Source organism: Opitutus sp. ER46 (assembly GCF_003054705.1).
Taxonomy (GTDB): domain Bacteria; phylum Verrucomicrobiota; class Verrucomicrobiia; order Opitutales; family Opitutaceae; genus ER46.
Genome location: NZ_QAYX01000023.1, coordinates 328040 through 342306, shown reverse-complemented (window position 1 = coordinate 342306; position 14267 = coordinate 328040). Strand labels below are relative to the sequence as shown.

The following is a 14267-nucleotide window of genomic DNA, read 5'->3' as shown; positions in this document are numbered from 1 at the left end:
GTTCCTGAGGCTCGATGTCTACCCGACATTTTCTGACGCTCGGTCTCGCGAAGCTCATTGAAGCGCTGGTCGCGCGCAAAAGAGGAAGCGTTGATTCAAGGTGACCTGAAGCATCTTCATGCGCTCAGCCAATCCCGCGAGGCTGCGAATCGGCCTTCTTGGTCAGGATTCGACCGGCGAGAAACAATAGGAATGAAGACCAAATACTCGCGCCGCGGGTGATTAATAGACCTTGTCGAAGGACGTGCCGTTGAACCGGAAGACACTGCCGTCGCCCAGGCCGAACCAGAGCCGGTCTCGTCGGTCGCGATAGATGGTCCACACCATGGAGCCGGTCAGTCCGTCGCGTGGGGTGAAGTGAGTCAGCCGCTCACCGTCGTAGCGCCACACCCCGCTGTCGCGGGTGCCGAACCACAGGTGGCCGGCCGCGTCTTCGGCGATGGAGAACACCCGACTCAAGGACTCCGACGCACCCTTGTGCTTGAGATCGAGGCCCTGCTGTTGGGTGAAGTTGGACAGGGATCGACCATCATACCGCAGCACGCCGAGGCCGTTGTTGCCGATCCACAGCACTCCGCGGCTGTCTTCGAAAACACTGCGGACGTGAAACGGCTCCTCTTCCGCCGCGAGGCCCAAGGTTCGGCCGTCTAGGATCGTGAAGTTTCGGCCGTCATATCCAAACACCGCCGGATACGTCCCGAACCAGATCATCCCGTTGCGCCCGCGGCTGATGGCGGTGACGCGGTAGTCGCCACGGGTGGCGACCTCAGCCGACACTGGGAAGGGCAGAAACTCCAGCCTCCGGCCATCAAAGCGATACACCCCCTGGCCATCGAACTGGGCAGCTGGTTTTCCGCTGTCGCCGATAAACCAGAGATCACCGGCGTCCTGGCGCCAGGTATGTCCCAGGGCGGCGTTCCCCTCGTCCTGATTTCGTCCGACTTGGGTCGTGAACGATTTGCCATCGAAACGGCTGATCCCGTGTTCGGTCCCGAACCACAGGTTTCCGGCCGCATCCTCCTGGATCGTTCGAACCTGATTTCCGCTCAAGCCGTCGGCCACCGTGTAGTAGGCAAACGCGTGCCCATCCCAACGACTCACGCCCTCATTGTGGCTTCCGAACCAGAAGCGCCCCTGGCTATCCTCAAAAATCGAGCGAATCCCGGAGGTGAACCGGAGGGATACCCGCGAAGGTTTCGCCTCCACGACCGTTTCGGGCGATCGGTCAATTCGGGCCTCCCGCCCCTTTGCATCGGATGCGGCCTGACGCGGTTGCGAGCCTATCGTCAGCGCGAAGCTGCAGATAACAGAAATCTGCCGAGGGATGGACGTCTTCATCATCTTCCGTCGAACACTATACTTGGGCCGTCTCAGCCGCGAGTGCGGCGAGCTTTTCCTGCAACTCTTCCAAGCGCTGCTGACGTGACGGCGGCGCGGAGTCCATCAGTCTCGGGTGGCCCGGCGCTTCGTGGCGGGCGGTTCCGGCACGAGGCGTGCGGGCGCTTCGAGCAGGATGCTTATTTCCATCAAGTCTGAAAAATGGAAATATGGCCCGCCGGCCGGCACAGACCACAACGATCACGCCATGTATCTTTTCGAAACCCAGCGGCTCCGTGCCCGCCAGATGTCCGAGCGGCTACGCACTGTTGCCGAGCGCGCGACGCCAAGGGTACGCGCTTGAGGCCGCGCAGGGAATGGTCGGATATGCACGGGGCAAACTCGGCATCAAAGCCCTGAACGGTCTGGTCGAACCCTCAAACCTGGCTTCGGTGAGGATCCTCGAAGCACTCGGCATGCGACACCAAAGGACGTTCACCATGGCGGGCTACCCCGGACTGACAGCGATTTACTCCACCACATTCTAGTGGCTCGGTCTGCTCTGCGGCCGCCGCGAGCATTGCCGCCGGGCCGGTCGCGCGTTTGCCTTCCGGCCATGACTCACGTGCGTCTTCGGCTGGTGGCGGTGATCATTACCTCGGTTCTGCTCGCAATTCGGTCGTCAGCCGGGACGGCGCCAACGCCAGTCTCGCCCCCCGCCCCCGCCACCCAGGCGCTGGTTGATCGCGCGGCGGCGGACGCGCTCGCACAGTTCAAGGGCATCCAGCTCACGGCTGACCAACTCGCGATCACGCTGATCGATCTGCGCAATCCGGCGCATCCGGCGCGCGGGAGCTTTCACGGCGACGCGCCGATCTACCCGGCGAGCGTCGTCAAGTTGTTCTACCTCGCCGCCACCCACCGCTGGCTCGAGGACGGCAAACTCGAGGACACCCCTGAGCTGAGACGTGCCCTGCGCGACATGATCGTAGACTCCTCCAACGACGCCACCGGCTACATCGTCGACCTCCTCACCGGCACCACCAGCGGCCCCGAACTACCCGAGCCCGAACTCCGCGCCTGGTTCGACCGCCGCAACGCCGTCAACCGCCACTTCGCCGCCCTCGGATACACCGGCATCAACGTGAACAAGAAGCCGTGGGGCGACGGACCCTACGGCCGCGAGACGCAGGCCACGCGGCTCTTCGAGCCCAAGCGCAACGCGCTTACGACCGACGCCACCGCGCGCCTCCTCACCGAGATCGCCACCGGCGCGTGCGTCTCGCCCGCCCGCAGCGAACAGATGCGCCAGCTCCTCGCCCGCGACCTCAAGACGCCGGACGAACAAGCGCGCTTCAGCGCCGCCGCGCTCCCCGCCGGCTCGCAGCTTTGGTCGAAGGCCGGCTGGACGAGCCAGACGCGCCACGACGCCACCCTCGTCGAGTTGCCCAACGGCCACCGGTACGTCCTCGTGATCTTCACCGTCGGCCACGCCTCCGCCACCGAGATCATCCCCGCAATCACGCGCGTGATCGTTGCCGGGCTGCTGGCTCCCACGCCTGCCTCCTGAGCGACCGGCCCGCGCGGCACGGCGCCGCTCGCGCCAGGCGTCGGTTTCGTCGCCGCCGCCTCGGCTCGCGTCGGATCAGCCAGCGTGCATCGCATGCGTCCGCGCCGACCACGCGCACCCCGTCACCCGCGCCGCCGCGCCGCACGCGGCACCCGTCATCCGGCCGCGCGCGAGGCTTCAGCGGCCGGTCACCCGCGCCCACAGCCACTCACGAGCGCCGGCGCGAACGCCGCCTGCACCGCCGCGCCCAGGTTTTCCCGGCACGCCGCCAACGCTTCCGGCATGCGCTGCCCCGTTGGCGTGATCACGTGCAGCGTCACGCCCACGGGCGCCGCGATCGCCACCGCCCCCGCAAAGAAATGCACCGCCTTCCCGCGCGCCCGCGCCTGCGCCACCAGCGCGCCCGGCCCCTTGCCCTCGAGCGAACTCGCGTCAAAGCGCCCCTCGCCCGTCAGCACGATGTCCGCGGCGTCGATCCGCGCGTCCAGCGCCAGCCACGCCGAAACGAGTTCCGCCCCCGGCACCAGCAACGCCCCGGTCGCCGCAGCCAGCCCGTATGCCATGCCGCCCGCTGCGCCCATGCCGGGTCGCAACCAGAGATCGGTCGGCGCCTGCGCCGCCTCCGCCAGCATCTCCGCCATGCGCAGCGTCCCGGCCTCGAGCGCCGCGACGTCCTCCGCGCGACAGCCCTTCTGCGGCGCGTACACGCGCGCCGCCCCGCGCTCGCCGACGAGCGGGTTCTGGACGTCGCACGCGATCCGGATCGGCGGCAGCCGACCCCCGGTCGGCGGCACGATCGCCACGATCTGCGGCCACGTCGCCGGACTCGGCGCCGCCACCGTGTCGACCGCGTTGCGATAAAACTGCCACCCGAGCGCCGCCAGCGCGCCGAACCCGAGATCGTGCGTCGCACTGCCTCCCACCCCGAGCACGATCGCCTTCACCCCGGCGTCCGCCGCGCGGCGCAACAGTTCGCCCGTGCCGACCGACGCCGTCTGCCACGGATCGCGCAGGCCCGCTGGCAACAACGCGAGCCCGCTCGCCTCCGCCATGCCCACCACGCCGAGCAGGTCGTTTTCGCGCAGCGTCCCGAGCGCCAGCAACCGCCGCGCCGCGATCGGCACCTGCCGCCACGCCACGAAGCCCAGTTTCGCCTCAACGCGATGGCCCCGCGCATCCGCGACCGCCCGCACTTCGCAACGCCCGCCCGCCGCCGCCGTGAGAATCTCGGCAAAGCCTTCCCCACCGTCCGTCAGCGGACACACGTCGCGCGCGCCTCCCGGCTGCGCCGCGCCGAGCGCCTCGTCCACCACCGCACACGCCTCCCGCGCCGACAGCGCGTCCTTGAACTTGTCGAGGGCGATAAGCGCGCGCATGGGGTGGAGGTCTCGCACGAACGTTCGTGGCTGAAGCGGGTGCCACGAGCCTAGGCGGCGCCCGTGCCGAAACGAAAGGCTGAACACGCGCCCGTTGCGTCATCGTAACACAGGTCGCGATCGCGGCCCGCCCGCCACCGTTCGCCCCACCGCGCTGGCGGGCAGGGCGTCCGTTCCCACCGCGACGCCGCCCATACGGGGATGCCGTCCGGCCATCGGCCTCGGCCGAGATAACCCGCCAGATTTGGCGTGTTAACCGAGATAACACGCCAAATCTGGCGGGTTATCTCGGCTCCCGACCCTGAGTCTCCGACGCCTAACGCCTCCTGCCTGTGAGGCCCACTATCCGGACATTATCGCCGGAGTATCTGGACATTATCCCGTTTCCCGTTGCGGGTAGGGCTTTTATAATTGCAGCCCTCCTTCCCTCCTCGTCCTTGGCTCGCCGCGAGCCACCGACGAAGACCGGGTCAGGCGTTCGCGCCCGCCGCGGCAGCGTGGTTGTGCAGCTCCAGCGGGTCCCGCTCGAGGTCAAAGTCCAGCCACGGCCGCCCGGCGCTTCCCTGCCCCTCCGCCGCCGTCGTCATCCACACGCGCTTCCTTGAACCGGTTCGCACCGCCCGCCACGCGCGGTCGCACTGGTGCGGCAACGCGACGATGCTCGGCATCGAGATTTCCTGCGCGGCCGCGTGGTTCTCCGGCACCACTCCGTCGGCCCAGCTCTCCGCCCACCGCGGCAGATCGAGCAGCGAAACGAGTGCGTCGCTCGCGCCGCGCCAGCCTGCGCCCGCCAGCGCCGGCGGCACGCTCACCAGCAGCGGCACGCGCACGCTCTCCTCGTACGGCCAGCCTTTCCGGAAAAGCCCGTGCGCCCCGTGCATGTCGCCATGCACGCTGGTCACCACCACCACCGTCGTGCGCCGGTCGACTGACTCCAGCAACCGGCCGATCGCCGCGTCGGTCGCCTCGATGTGCGCGTAATAGCCGGCGAGTTCCCGCCGCGCCCTCCGCTCCACCTCGCCGTCGCGCGGCACATTTGGCGCCAGCACGATCTGCGCGGGATCGCGCGGCGCCACCGCGCCGGCCGGCGCCCCATACGGCGGATGCGGGGGCTCCACGCTGACGACGCAAAACCAGGGACGCTCCGCCGCCTCGTCCGCCCTGGCGATCCACGCCGCCGCGCGCGCCCCGACGACGTCGCTCTGGTAACCGGGCACGCGTCGCGGCTCCGGCAGCCCCGAGCCATGCAGCCAAGGGTCGTTCAGCAGGAACCCGCCTTCAAAGCCTTCCCACCACCCAAAGCCGCCGCGCCGCTCCGACGGCACCACCATCCGCGCGTGCGCCTCCCCGACCAGCGGCGCCTCACGATCGCGTTCCGCCAGGTGCCACTTGCCAAAATAGGCGGTCGCGTACCCGCGCGCCGCGAGCCGATGCGCGATCGTTTCCGCCCCGGCCGGCAGCGGATCGTAGTAATCTACGACGCCGTTCTCCGGCGAGCGTCGGCCCGTCAGCAGCGCCGCGCGCGCGAACGGCCCGAACGGATGCGGCGTCACCGCGTGCCGAAAATCAGCCCCTGCGCGCGCCAACGCGTCGAGCGTCGGCGTCCGCGCATTCAGATCGCCCGCGTAACCGCACGCCTGGGCACGCCATTGCGTGGTCACAACCCAGAGGATGTTCGGCGGCTTTGGCATTGCGCGCCACCATGGCCGCCCTCCCGCCCGGCCTCACGCCGAAAAACGGCCGAACGTTCGCCCACTTGTTTCTGGCCTCCGGCTTCTGACATCTGGCTTCCGGCCTCCAGCCTCCGCCTTCTGACATCTGACATCCGACCTCTGACATCTGGTGCCGGCCTCCGGCCTCCGGCTTCTGGCCTCCGGCTTCTGGCCTCCGTCCTCCGGCTTCTGGCTTCCGTTTTGGGGTCGCTGCTCCCGAGCCGCCCGGCCAGTTTCTGCGTCACCTTTTCCGCGCTCCGCCGTGGAGCATTCTGCTCATGCGTCCCCTCCGCTTCGCCCTCCCGTTCCTGGCCCTCTGTTCCTCCCTGCTGGCCGCCGCGCCGACACTGGCCCCGGACCCGGCCGCCCCGGCTCGCTCGCCGTTCCAGGTCCTGCGTCCCGCCGACTTCGCACCGCATATCCAGCGGCTCAACGCCATGACGGCCGAGACGGTCGTAAACGCCGTCCCCGATGCGCAGGCATGGGACTGGCTCGCCGCCAACATTCCACTGTTCTCGTGCCCCGACCAGAGCGTGGAGGAGATTTACTACTTCCGCTGGTGGTCGATGCGGAAGCACCTCATCCGCACGCCGTCAGGCTTCGCGTTCACCGAGTTTCTCCAGCGCAACGACCCGATCAGCAGCGCCGTCGGCCACCACGTGCGCGAGGGCCGGTGGCTGCGCGATCCGCAGTTCATCGACGACTACGCCCGCTACTGGCTGCGCGGCGGCCCCGACGGCGCCATCCACCCGCGGCTGCACAACTACAGCGAGTGGCTGGCCTACGCCCTCTACGAACGGTATCTGGTTAATGGCGACACGGCCTACCTCACGGGCTCGCTCGACGACCTGATCCGCGACTTCGAGCTCTGGGAAAAGGAGAAGGCCCTGCCGAGCGGCCTCTTCTGGCAGTACGACGTGCGCGACGCGATGGAGGAGTCCATCAGCGGCTCGCGTTGGCTGAAGCACGTCCGCCCGCCGCTCAACAGCTACATGTACGGCAACGCGCGCGCGATCGCCGCCATCGCCCGGCTCGCCGGCCGCGCCGACGTGGCCCGCGCCTACGACGCCAAGGCGACCCGGCTCCGCGAGCTGGTGCAGACCTCGCTGTGGGATCCGGAGGCGAAGTTCTTCAAGGTCCGCCTCGAGGTCCTGCCGGAGCACGCCGCGGCCGCGGAGCAGGCGGCTTCCACCCACGCCCGCGCCGCCAAGGCCGCCGCCGCCAAGGGCACCCCGGCGCCCGCCGCGCCGCCGCCTCCGCCCGGCCCGTACTACACCACGCTCGCCGACGTGCGCGAAGCGATCGGCTTCATCCCGTGGTATTTCAACCTGCCCGAGCCCGGCCGCGGCTTCGAAGCCGCCTGGCGCCAGTTCACCGATGACCAGGGCTTCCACGCTCCCTTCGGCCTCACCACCGCCGAGCGGCGTCACCCGCGGTTTCGCTCCCACGGCACCGGCACCTGCGAATGGGACGGCGCGATCTGGCCCTACGCCTCCGCCCAGACGCTCACCGCCGCACTCAACGTCCTGCGCGACTATCCCGACGCCCCGTTCACCGCCCGCGACTGGGCCGACGCGTTCTTCACTTATACGCGCGCCCACCGCGACGCCGAGGGCAAGCCGTACATCGGCGAGTACCAGGACGAAAAGACCGGCGCGTGGATCAAGGTGAAGCGCCCCGAGCGCAGCCGCTACTACCACCACTCCACCTACGCCGACCTCCTCATCAACGGCCTCGTCGGCCTGCGTCCCCGCGCCGATGATACGGTGGAGGTCGCGCCCACGCTGCCGGCCGACACCTGGGACTGGTTCTGCCTCGACGGCGTCGGCTATCACGGCCGCATCCTGACGATCGTCTGGGATCGCACCGGCCAGCGCTTCGGCCGCGGCGCCGGCCTCACGATCCTGGCGAACAACCTCGTCATCGCCCGTTCGCCCACGCTCCAACGCGTCACCGGCAAGCTGCCGTAGCCGCCCGCTTTTCCCGGCGGACGTGCCGGCTTCGCGTCCGCCGCCGTCCGCCCCTCCGCCCCATGAACCCCTTCCCCACCTTCCTGCTCGCGGCCGCCTGCGCGACGGTCGCCGCCGCCGCTCCGGTCGCCGAGGCCGACCTGCTCTTCCACGTTTCCGGTGACCAGGGGCCGAAGGCCGATTACTCCGCGGCCGGCCGGCCCGACCCGACGTACGTCGCGGACGTCACGACCATCCCCGACGGCGCGCAGAACGGCGCGCTGCAATGTGGCAACGAGCAGCTCCTCGCCTGGCGCGCCCCGGGCAACATCTTTGCCCAGCGCGGCACGCTCTCCTTCTACTGGCGTTCGCGCTACCCCGTCGGGCCGACCGCCTTCCCCATCTTCCGCGTCGGCTACTCCGACCACTCGAGCTGGGACATGGTGTTCCTGCGCGTCGACTACAACGGCGGCGGCTTCGATGCATTCGTCACCGACGCGAGCCTGAGCCGCACGCGCGTTTCGGTGCCGCTCTCCCCGTTCCCCGCGCCGCACGTGTGGACGCACCTGGCCGTGGCCTGGGACGAAAACGTCGGCCTGCGCCTTTACGTGAACGGCAAACTCGCCGGGAGCCTCGACCGCCGCGCGCGCTACGATGCCGGCCTCGATCAGTTCGGGCCGCACTCGCGCGTGATCAGCCCGTATCAGGTCCAGAGCGACTACAACTTCGTGCGCGGCGGCGACCTGGATGAACTGCGCATCTACGACCACATGCTCGACGCCGAGGACATCGCCGGGTTGAGCCGCGGCGCGCGCCGATCGCCGGCGCGCCTGCACGTCCCCGCGCGACCCGGTCCCGGCGACGATCCCTACGGCCGCACCCTGGCGCTGACCGCGCCGCCGCACGACGCCTGGACCGCCCGATACGGCTGGAACCACGAGGCGGTGCGCGCGGAATGGTATTTCCGCTACGGGTGGAACCGGGAGCCGCCGCCCGAGTTGCCACCCGGCCACGTCATCACCGTGCGCAAGGTCGAGATCCACAACGCCTACGACCTGCGGCGCTGGTGGTGGAAAGCCAACGACGGCATTCGCGAGACCACGTGGCCCGGTGTGTACAACCGCTCCCGCCTGCCTGGCCGCAACGACTATTTTCAGCTCCCGGACTGGGACTGCTATGTCGAGTCCGGCCGGGTCATCTCCTTTGCCCTGCCCGATGAACCGTGCAACCACGTCGAGATCTCCGGTGCCGCCCCGGGGCGCATGGACCTGCTGGCGCCCGGCGCCGACCTGCGCCGAGCCCGCAACGCGACCACGGCGGCTCAGCTCTTTGAGCGGCCAGCGGGCCAGGAACGCACCGTCCATCACCTTGCGACCCCGCTGCGACACGGACTGATCCGGTTCACCAGCTTCGAGGCGGAGCAGCCGATCGGCGAGCTGGGCGCGTACTACGTCGCCGCCGGCGCCGAGCCCCGGGGACGCACCACGCTCGCCTACTGGGTCGGACCGCAACCCGGAGTGCCCGGCGGTGCCGACCTGCCGCCGCTCGTCTCGTACATCATCGGCCGGCACCCGGCGGATGAGGCCGAGATGCTCACCGCCATGCCGTACCGGCGCGGTGATAAGCCCGCCCCGTGGTCGGTCCCGGCCAGCCCCCGGCTGCCCATCAAGCATATCGTGATCCCGGATACCTGGGACGACCTTGACCAGGCCCTCGACGGCATCGCCCTCGATATCCCCGCGATCCCCGGCGCACCGACGCACGGCACTCTCATCCCGCTCAACGTGCAGGTGCATGACCCGCTCTGGCCCGCACGCGTGATGCTCGACTTCTCGTTCAGCGTGAGGCCCGACAGTCCACGCACGCTCTGGCTCGACCTGCGCGACCGGCTCCTGCCCCGGGGGCGGCCGCTCTGGATCACGATCGCCTGCGCCAGCCCGGCCTTCCCGGCGCGTTTTCCACCTGGCCCGGCCGTGCGGCTGGTCTTCAAGCCCCGCGCGGAGGGTCAGGCCGAGCACGTGGCGGATCGCTTCACCCAGATGCGCGACGCCTACGCCATGCTGGTCGAGGAGCACCCGCACGATCCGCGCCTCGACCTGTGGAACCGCTTCAAGGGCGACCTCGAGGACTTGCTCCGCGTCGACCCCCACCATGCGCTCGGCCGGCAGTATGCCGCCGTCGCGCTGCCCGGCGCCCCACGCCCAAAATTCACCCTGCCGACCCCGCCGCCAGGCGTGCCGCTCTGGGCGTTTCGCCAGGTGAAGCTCCTCGAACGCGTGCAGGCGTTCGTCGATTGGTACATCGATCGCCGCCAGTCCACCTACGGCGATTTCGGCGGCGGCATCTCCGACGACACCGATCTGCTGAACACCTGGCCCGGGGTTGCCCTGATGGGCTGCCGGCCCGAAGCGGTGAAACAGTCCGTGCTCGCGCTCCTCGACGCCGCGTACCGCAACGGCATGTTCGCCCGCGGGCTCCCCGCGATCCAGACCGACGAACTGCACTGTTACGAGGAAGGCATCAACACGCTCGGCCAGGCTCTCATTCTCGCCCCCGGCAGCCCGCGCCTGCTTGAGCGCGCGATGGAGACCGCCCGGGGCATCGAGTTGATCACCGGCATCAATGCCGCCGGCCACCGGCACATCCGCTCGTCGTATTTCAGCGGCACGAAGGTCGCGACCGAGGACCCTTGGGGCTACGCGAAGCCCTACTCCTACCTGCTGCTGCAGGTGCCGCAGCTGCTCGTCGACTACAACGGCCAGCCGCATACGCGCCAGTACCTGCTCGAGCTCGCCGACGGCCTCCTCGCCCACCGCGACCCGGCCGCGAAGACCATCGGCGTGCCGTCGATCCACTTCACCTCGGACCGCACGGCCGAGGCCGGCCGAGGCTACTTCCCGGCGCACGTGTTCTGGGCCGCCTACCGCTTCACCCACGACGAACGTTACCTCGCCCCGTTCCGCGCCGATCCCGTCACCGCGCTGTCGTTCACGAATGCCAACCTCCTCGACCAGATCGGTCTGCGGGCCGAGTTCGAGCGCCGCTGGCGCGAGGGCGAACGCGCCGCCTCCATCGAGACCAAGCGCGACGCCACCCGCCGCAGTTCGCGCACCGGCCAGCTCAACTTCCGCATCTCGCAAGGCGGCCATTTCGCCTGGCAGGTCACCGGCGACAAAACCCTCCTGGAGGAGCTCTATGCGCAGCAGTGGGAACAGTGCACCCTGCTCGAATACATCAACACGGAGGGCAGTCTCTGGATCGACCGCGTGAACGTTCCCACCGTCGAGCTGCAGCGCGCCCGCCTCGGCGGCGTGGCGCTCGTGCGCAATGGCGTCTTCCCCGGCCATGCCGTGAGCTGGACGTTCGCCGCTCCCGCTACCGCGCAGAGCGTCGGCATCCTGATCCCGCGCGCCACCCCGACCGCCCTGCAGATCGTCGCGTACAATTTGGAGACGAGCGCGGTGCGCGCGACGCTCACCGGCTGGGACGTCGCCCCCGGCACGTGGGAGATCACCCAAGGGGTCGACACCAACAACGATGACCGCGCCGACGGCGAGGTCGCCGCTCGGTCCGTCCACTTTGGTCGCAGCGAAGCCATCGAGCTCACGCTGCCCCCGCGCGCCACCACGGTCCTCACCCTCGCCCTGCGGACGCCGGGCACGCCGTACTGGGAACGCCCCGACCTCGGCCTGGATCCGGAGGACGTGAGCATCCGCGACCGCACGCTCCAGGTGAGGGTTCACGGGCTCGGTTCGGTCCCCTCGCCCGCCACGACCCTCGCGCTGCGCGATGCGCGCGGCGCCGTTCTCGCCTCGGCCGCAGTCCCCGCGATTCCCGCGCCGCTGGATCTGCAGCCCAGGACCGTGACGGTGAGCCTGCCGCTCCCCACCAACGCGGCGCTCGCGGGCGCACAGGTCGAGATCGATCCCGATCAGCAGCTCGACGAAATCACCGAGTTGAACAACCGCGCGCCCTTGCCGGGCGACAACTGATGCGTCCCGCGGCGGGACCGTCGCCCCAGGGCGCCCGACTCAGCGGGCGCGTTGGAGCGCGCTGTCCGGGATCGCTTCGCGGTGGAAGCGCACCTCGCGGATCGAACCCTTGAACCACGAGACGAGCGTCTGGCGCACGCCGAGCGAGACCTTGCCCTGCCCGATCGGCCCGAAGACGTAGGCACCTTCGAGCTGCTTAACGCCGTCCACGAAACTGGTGAGCCGTTTCCCGTCGTAGCGCATCGCCACCCAGTACCAGCGGCCGAGCGGATGGGGCTGCTTCGGGTCGATCAATACGAGTCCGCGATCCGCCGCGTCGAGGGAGTGTCGCAGATAGGCATCGAGCCACCAGCCGCGCTCGTCGCTCCGCAGCTCCAGCAAGCCACGACGACCTTGCTCATCCTGCATGTGGAAGAAGCGTTGCTCGGGCTTTCCGTCTGCCGCGGGCAGGAACAGCATCTCCACCGTGAAGGCCGACGCCCCGGCGATCGGGATGCGGTCGAGAAAGATCCCGTCGTCGACGCCGTCGAAGACCAGCACCGTCGTGCCGCCATCGCCCGCCACCACCGGCGCGCCCACCACCTTGACCGGCTCGCCGCCCACCCGCTGCAGGTTATCGGTCCGCCAGATCTCCGCGGCGCCGGCGGCGCCACCCAGGAAGGCGGAGCCCAGTAACGCCGCCGCGGCCAGCCGCCAAAGCGCGGTCCAGTTGCGGAGGAGCCAAGAGGGGGTATTACTGCGGCGCTTCGTCACCATGAGGGATGTCTGCTAACCGCTCGCCATTGCGTCCGCGACACGATTCTCGCCCGCCCGCTGGATCGCCCGGCGCCGCCCTGCATCCCCGCTGGTGGCAATGGCCCACGGTGCTCTCGCTGGACGCGCCCGCCGTCGTGATGGCGTGGCAGGCCCTCCTGGGCGCATCGGCCGGCGTGGCGATCGGCTGGGCCGAGACTCTGGTGGTCGGCGCGTCGGTCTGGCTCGCCTACGCGGCCGACCGCTGGCTCGAGGCGGCGCGTCTGCCGCTCGCGCGACTGCGGACGCCACGGCACCGGTTTTACGCCGACCATCGCCGAGCCGTCGTCGTGGCGTGGGTGTTGGTGCTCGTCGCCGACGTCGCCCTCGCGCTGCGCGAGCTGGACCGGCGCGAACTCACGACCGGCCTCGTCCTGCTCGCCCCCGTCCTGCTGTACGTGCTGTCCCACCAGTTCCTGCATCGCGAGGCCCGCGGCCGCGTGCCCAAGGAGATCATCGTGGCCCTGTTGATCACGGGCGGCGCCGCGGTGTTCGTGCTCGCCGCACCCGGGATCGATTCGGCCGTGATTGGTCCCGCGCTCGGGCTCCTGGCCGCCGTGTGTTTCACCAACGTCGCGCTGATTTGCGTGTGGGAGGTGCCGGTCGACACCGCGCACGGGCAACTCTCGCTGGCGCGCCAGTTTCCCCGGTGCCGCCCGGCGCTGCGCGCGCTGCCGTGGTTGCTGGCCGCGCTCGCCTGGCTGATCGCGTCGCGCACACCGGGACCGCGTCCCGGCCCGGCTGACTGCGTGGCGCTCAGCAGCCTGCTGCTGGCACTGCTCGACCGCGCGGCTCCACGCCTTGGTTGGGAACGAGTGCGGGTGTGGGCGGATGTTGCCCTGCTGACGCCGCTGTGGCCGCTGCTCCTGCGCGCCGCGCGGTAAGGTCGGCCGCTCCGCATGCACCGCCGCCGATGAAACCCGATTTCGACCCGCTGGCCCGCAGCTACCGCACCCTCGAGTTCCTCGCCTTCGGCGCCGACCTGGAGCGAGTGCGTTTCTGCCAACTCCACCGGCTGGCGGGGGCGCGTCGCATCCTCGTGCTCGGTGAAGGCGACGGTCGCTGCCTCGCGCGGCTGCTGGAGATCGCGCCGGACGCGACGATCGACTGCGTCGACCTCAGCGCCGCGATGCTGCGCCGCGCGGAGGCACGCCTCTCGGCCGAGGCCCGGCGCCGGGTAACGTTCTCGTGCGCGGACGCGCGCACGGTCGCCCTGCGCCGGAGCGGCTACGACGGCGTGGTCACGTTCTTCTTCCTGGACTGCCTGCTCCCGGAGGAGATGTCGGCGCTCGTTAGCCGGCTCGCCCAACACCTCGCGCCCGGTGGTCTGTGGCTCTGGGGTGACTTCAACCTACCGGCGAGCGGCTGGAGACGCTGGCGCGCAACGGCGTGGCTCACACTGCTCTACGCCTTCTTTCGCTGGCAAACCGGGTTGCGCGTGCGGCAGTTGCCCGACGCCGAAGCCGCACTCACCGCAGCCGGGCTGCATGTCGAGGCCTCACGCTCCTTTCAGCACGGCCTGCTGCGCAGCGCCGTGTACCGCGCGCCGCGCTGAGCGA

General features: G+C 69.7%; 9 protein-coding genes. 5 read left to right on the top strand and 4 right to left on the bottom strand.

All coding sequences use genetic code 11. The features are described 5' to 3' along the window. Positions 1 to 222: 222 nt before the first annotated feature. Positions 223 to 1338, bottom strand: coding sequence for a two-component regulator propeller domain-containing protein (locus DB354_RS14390; protein WP_158277541.1), 1116 nt, complete (start codon positions 1336 to 1338; stop codon positions 223 to 225). Positions 1339 to 1933: 595 nt separating this feature from the next. On the opposite strand from DB354_RS14390, the gene DB354_RS14380 reads away from it, so the two are divergent. Next, entirely contained in the window at positions 1934 to 2887 is a 954-nt protein-coding gene (locus DB354_RS14380; RefSeq protein ID WP_107836327.1) for a serine hydrolase, read from the top strand. Between the two features lie 188 nt (positions 2888 to 3075). Here the strand turns inward: DB354_RS14380 and DB354_RS14375 are convergent, their stop codons facing one another. Both DB354_RS14375 and DB354_RS14370 read right to left on the bottom strand, forming a co-directional pair. Next, positions 3076 to 4263 (bottom strand): glycerate kinase, encoded by a 1188-nt coding sequence (locus DB354_RS14375; RefSeq protein ID WP_107836326.1) that lies wholly within the window; start codon positions 4261 to 4263, stop codon positions 3076 to 3078. A 470-nt stretch (positions 4264 to 4733) separates the two neighbouring features. Next, positions 4734 to 5954 (bottom strand): sulfatase-like hydrolase/transferase, encoded by a 1221-nt coding sequence (locus DB354_RS14370; protein ID WP_107836325.1) that lies wholly within the window; start codon positions 5952 to 5954, stop codon positions 4734 to 4736. A gap of 299 nt (positions 5955 to 6253) precedes the next feature. Between DB354_RS14370 and DB354_RS14360 the strand changes: the two genes are divergently transcribed. Next, a complete protein-coding gene (locus tag DB354_RS14360) occupies positions 6254 to 7945 on the top strand; it encodes a glycosyl hydrolase family 65 protein (RefSeq protein WP_107836324.1) in 1692 nt (563 codons plus the stop codon). 62 nt (positions 7946 to 8007) lie between these two features. Further along, positions 8008 to 11916: a LamG-like jellyroll fold domain-containing protein gene (locus DB354_RS14355; RefSeq protein ID WP_107836323.1), complete on the top strand. Its 3909-nt coding sequence runs from the start codon at positions 8008 to 8010 to the stop codon at positions 11914 to 11916. 39 nt (positions 11917 to 11955) lie between these two features. Here DB354_RS14355 and DB354_RS14350 read toward each other — a convergent pair whose 3' ends face one another. Beyond that, the gene (locus DB354_RS14350; RefSeq protein WP_107836322.1) at positions 11956 to 12672 is read right to left on the bottom strand and encodes a LamG-like jellyroll fold domain-containing protein; all 717 of its coding nucleotides are present in this window, start codon (positions 12670 to 12672) and stop codon (positions 11956 to 11958) included. Between the two features lie 26 nt (positions 12673 to 12698). Between DB354_RS14350 and DB354_RS14345 the strand changes: the two genes are divergently transcribed. Further along, positions 12699 to 13592 carry a hypothetical protein gene (locus DB354_RS14345; protein WP_146180262.1) on the top strand — a complete coding sequence of 298 codons (894 nt, stop codon included), beginning with the start codon at positions 12699 to 12701 and terminating at the stop codon, positions 13590 to 13592. A gap of 29 nt (positions 13593 to 13621) precedes the next feature. Then, complete coding sequence (locus DB354_RS14340) at positions 13622 to 14263, top strand: class I SAM-dependent methyltransferase (RefSeq protein WP_107836320.1); 642 nt, start codon at positions 13622 to 13624, stop codon at positions 14261 to 14263. The last annotated feature ends 4 nt before the right edge of the window (positions 14264 to 14267 follow it).